The 3,540-nt window shown below is 36.5% G+C and carries 3 protein-coding genes and 1 pseudogene; 1 reads left to right on the top strand and 3 read right to left on the bottom strand.

The window, feature by feature from the left end:
• Positions 1-164: 164 nt before the first annotated feature.
• Positions 165-257: pseudogene (locus tag FJR04_RS26370) on the top strand (IS1 family transposase); the annotation flags it as partial.
• A 282-nt stretch (positions 258-539) separates the two neighbouring features.
• Here FJR04_RS26370 and FJR04_RS25775 read toward each other — a convergent pair.
• From FJR04_RS25775 to FJR04_RS24555, 3 genes are all read right to left on the bottom strand, one after another.
• Positions 540-1,670 (bottom strand): Rho termination factor N-terminal domain-containing protein, encoded by a 1,131-nt coding sequence (locus FJR04_RS25775; RefSeq protein WP_174763583.1) that lies wholly within the window; start codon positions 1,668-1,670, stop codon positions 540-542.
• Positions 1,671-1,751: 81 nt separating this feature from the next.
• Positions 1,752-2,792, bottom strand: a complete 1,041-nt coding sequence (locus FJR04_RS24560; protein WP_168499806.1) for a protelomerase family protein — start codon at positions 2,790-2,792, stop codon at positions 1,752-1,754.
• Positions 2,793-2,956: 164 nt separating this feature from the next.
• A partial coding sequence (locus tag FJR04_RS24555) for a GIY-YIG nuclease family protein (RefSeq protein WP_217359522.1) occupies positions 2,957-3,540 on the bottom strand: 584 nt, incomplete at its 5' end.

The raw sequence follows: 3,540 nt of genomic DNA, 5'->3' as shown, positions 1-3,540 counted from the left end.
TTCCCACTAAGAATCATTACCGACTGGCTTTGTTAGTTGACGGTATGAAGTATGATTTTGTGGAAATTCCCCCAGCACTTGAGGGAGAACTGACTAATAATAAATCATGGTTAGTTTCAAGCCCTTGGCAGTCAAAAGCCATAAAGGAAGGGCAAAATATAGCCTGTGTTCATTGTGGTAGTCTGGACATTAAAAAGAACGGCAAAAGCAATGATAAACAACGTTATTCCTGCAATTCCTGTGGGAAGTCTTTTAGTGTTTAGGAGTAGAAAAAAAATGCAACTGTTTAACCTTTGCGAGTACAAATATCATCTTATCTGGGAGCATTTAATCTCATTCACTTTCACGATCAGAACAGGTCATAAATTAGTAGGGGATAGCATTACGATAGCGTTAGTTTATCCAAAGATACTTATGTACTATAATTCTGATTTCTCCTACTTGTGGCAGAATAGCAAAAGCGGTGATCCCGATGATATACCATTTTAAATAAGCCATAAGAAAGCCTCTAAGAACTGTTACTAGAGGCTTTATTTTATCTATTCAATTCCGTTAGGAACTAAAGCCACAACATCAATCACATCTTCTATTTTCCGTTTATCTGCTTTGCGGTTTAGATATGCTGTAAGTTCGTAATTTTCGTTATGGCTATTAATATCATCCTGGTAGTCTGCTAAGATTTCCTTCACAGTCTGAGGTTTTGACCCTGTTAGGGATTGGATAGCAGTTTGGTTAATATGCCACCTATCCCCCGTCTCTGATACCATTTCCGAATTATGTATTTTAATTGCCTGTATGGCACGTTTAACCATTTCTCTAGCACGTCCAGGATGAGTTTTATATTTTGCACTGAGTAATTCTTGTGTCTCAACTTCTGATAAATCAGAATCAAATTGTTTAGCTTTACCAGTTAAAGTAGTCGCATAAATAGTACAGGCTTTTTGAATGAAATCAGCTAACGACATACCAGAATAATCTAGTGCATCTTGTACCTTCTGTTGAGTGTCAGCATCCAGTTTTAAAGTTTCAATTTTCATAGATTCTAAAGTTAATTCTGTAGCGGTTTCTGGTTTAGTTTCTGCGGGGATATTTGCAGTTATTTCTGTTACGGTATTTTCTTCTGTAATGGTTTCTGGTTTAACTTCTTTAGCAGTTTTTGTGGCTGGGTTAGACTGTAAGATTTTATAAATCAGTTCAGGTTTAGTTAATTTTCCGGTATTTTTAACACCATACTTTTTGTTACCAATTACCCGTAACTCTGTAGCAGGTATCGCGTCCAATTCATTTACTTTTTGCAAGTATTCAGCAATGGCTTCTTTATTAGTTTCATTGTCTTCAGATAAGCCAGCGCAAAAATTAGAATAGTGTTGTCTAAGTTCTTCCGATGACAAACATCTTAATTGAGTATTCGTGGACAAATACCACAGAGAAAGATGCTCATAACGCTCTACACTGCCCTTACCAGACTTAGTAAAATAATAACCGTCTGTAGGTTTGTTTTTGTCGGGAAAGGCTTCTATAATCGCGGCTCTTAATGCCTTTCTAGTTTCATTTAGTTGTCGTCCCTCTAGTGTGGAAAGGTTGTCATCAAAATATTTAGTAGAGACGGTTCTGATGTCTTTCTCATGGGTGAGAGTTTTCAGCTTTTTAATAAATTCTGCGTGGTTCATAATGGAAGTAGATTTAATTTGTTATCCCTATACTAACTCTCTTGGTTGAATATGTCAAGAGGTTTTGTATAGGGATTTATTTTAGATTTTGGTAAGTGTTCCTTCCTTGATTCCATAACGTTTATAGGCGTTAATAGTGCTTTCATCGTCATCGCCTAACACTTCCTTAGCAAAGTCTGTAAAATCGTAGGGGTCAACGTTACCATCATTGATAATTGCGGCTCTTAAATATGCGGCTCTAAATTTGTGGTAGGTTCTTTCATCGGCTGGGAAAATATCCCAATCCTTACACTTTTGGTTTAAGGTTTTCGAGAACCGTCTGTTTACCCGTTCGGGGTCTTCATCCTTATCAAATCGTTTACCATTGCTGTTAAGCCAGTTAATAGCATTAATAATTAAATCAGCAGGGAGTAGAGTAGGGATTGTAAAAGTTACATCGCGTAATTTAACAGCTTTATCAACTACTCGAATTTTCCTATCCTTGCCTTTCAATTGACCCTTAAACGCTACGGTATGGCTATCAATTAACTCAAAGCTTGCTGATAGATGGACTTCTGCCATACGCCGTCCAGTTGCCAAAGCTACGGCACAAGAAACATCAAGCCAGTTAATCTTATCCTCACCATTTTTAACGTCTGTAAGGATGTTGTAGGCATATTTTAGGGAGTTGGTTAAATCAATTTCTATACGGTTTTCTACTTTGCGGCGTTCGGTGACAGTTTCCCGATAACGGGTATTTTGATTTTCCTTGTAGATTGCAAATTGATTTGATAGTTCATTCCCGAAATTGGTAATGATGGTATTGACGGGGTTAAGTAGTGCGGCATCTTTTAATTCTGTTTTAGATGCAAGTTTTAAATATTTTTTCAGTGCGGTAATTTGTCTTAAAGCCGTGCCATATTCCTTACTATCTTCTGGCTTGTCATCATCTGGATAGGTGAGTTTAAGTAATCTGGCCTCTTGAATAGCTAATTTATGCCAGCCTGTTAAATCCCCTACTCCCTTCTTACGTTGAGTGATTTTATATGGTGCTAAAGCTTCAAATTGTGGCAGGAGAATTTCTACTCTGTCATCTATATAAGAGTTAGTCAGTTCATCAGCTTCTAAAAGTTCTCTAGACATATCCTTGATATCCTTAATTAATAGAATTCATAATTAGATAGTAACCAAGGATAGTAAGAATGTCAAGAGGGATTGTATATGGATATTATTAAAACTTTCCTTGTCGAATAATCCCAACCGTCTCCAATTCCCCACGGTGGGGATATTTTGCCATAGATAGGTTGTTAATCATCTGCGACTACAAAATCATCCTCATCGTCACTGGCAGGTATAAAATAATCATCCTCATCGTCACTGGGAGCTACAAAATAATCATCCTCATCATCGTCGTCGGGTTCTTCCTCTTGTTCTGCTAGTTCTGTGTTTCGTTTCTCTATTGCGATCGCTGTTAGCCTATTAATTAACTCCAAGATGTCAATTACTCCCAAATCCAGGCTTTCAATGTGGGCTAAAAGTTCCAGGACGCGATCGCTCATTTCATCGTCGTTGTCTTCCTCTTCATGATTATTACTGTAGAGAATTTGCTCATTATTTTTCATAAAATCCATATCTTGTATAACATTTTCTACTTGCTTATTGTTCAGACGAAACCATTCACGTCTATGGTTATATTTTTTATATTTATTATGTAAAATTGCTTCTATAGGTTCAGCATCAATTACTTCTATATAAAAAACTATATGTTTTTCATTGGGTGATTGATTTCCATTTAATTGTTTTAGCCGATTTGCAAGATTGTGAGTTATACCAATTTTATATACAGGAGTTTCTCCATCCCTAATTAAATAAACAAACATAATTATTCCTC

It is taken from the genome of Anabaena sp. UHCC 0204 (genome assembly GCF_009711975.1).
In the GTDB taxonomy this organism is placed as follows: Bacteria; Cyanobacteriota; Cyanobacteriia; order Cyanobacteriales; family Nostocaceae; genus Dolichospermum.
Note: the sequence above shows the minus strand (reverse complement) of the source record. Positions and strands in the feature narration are given on the sequence as shown.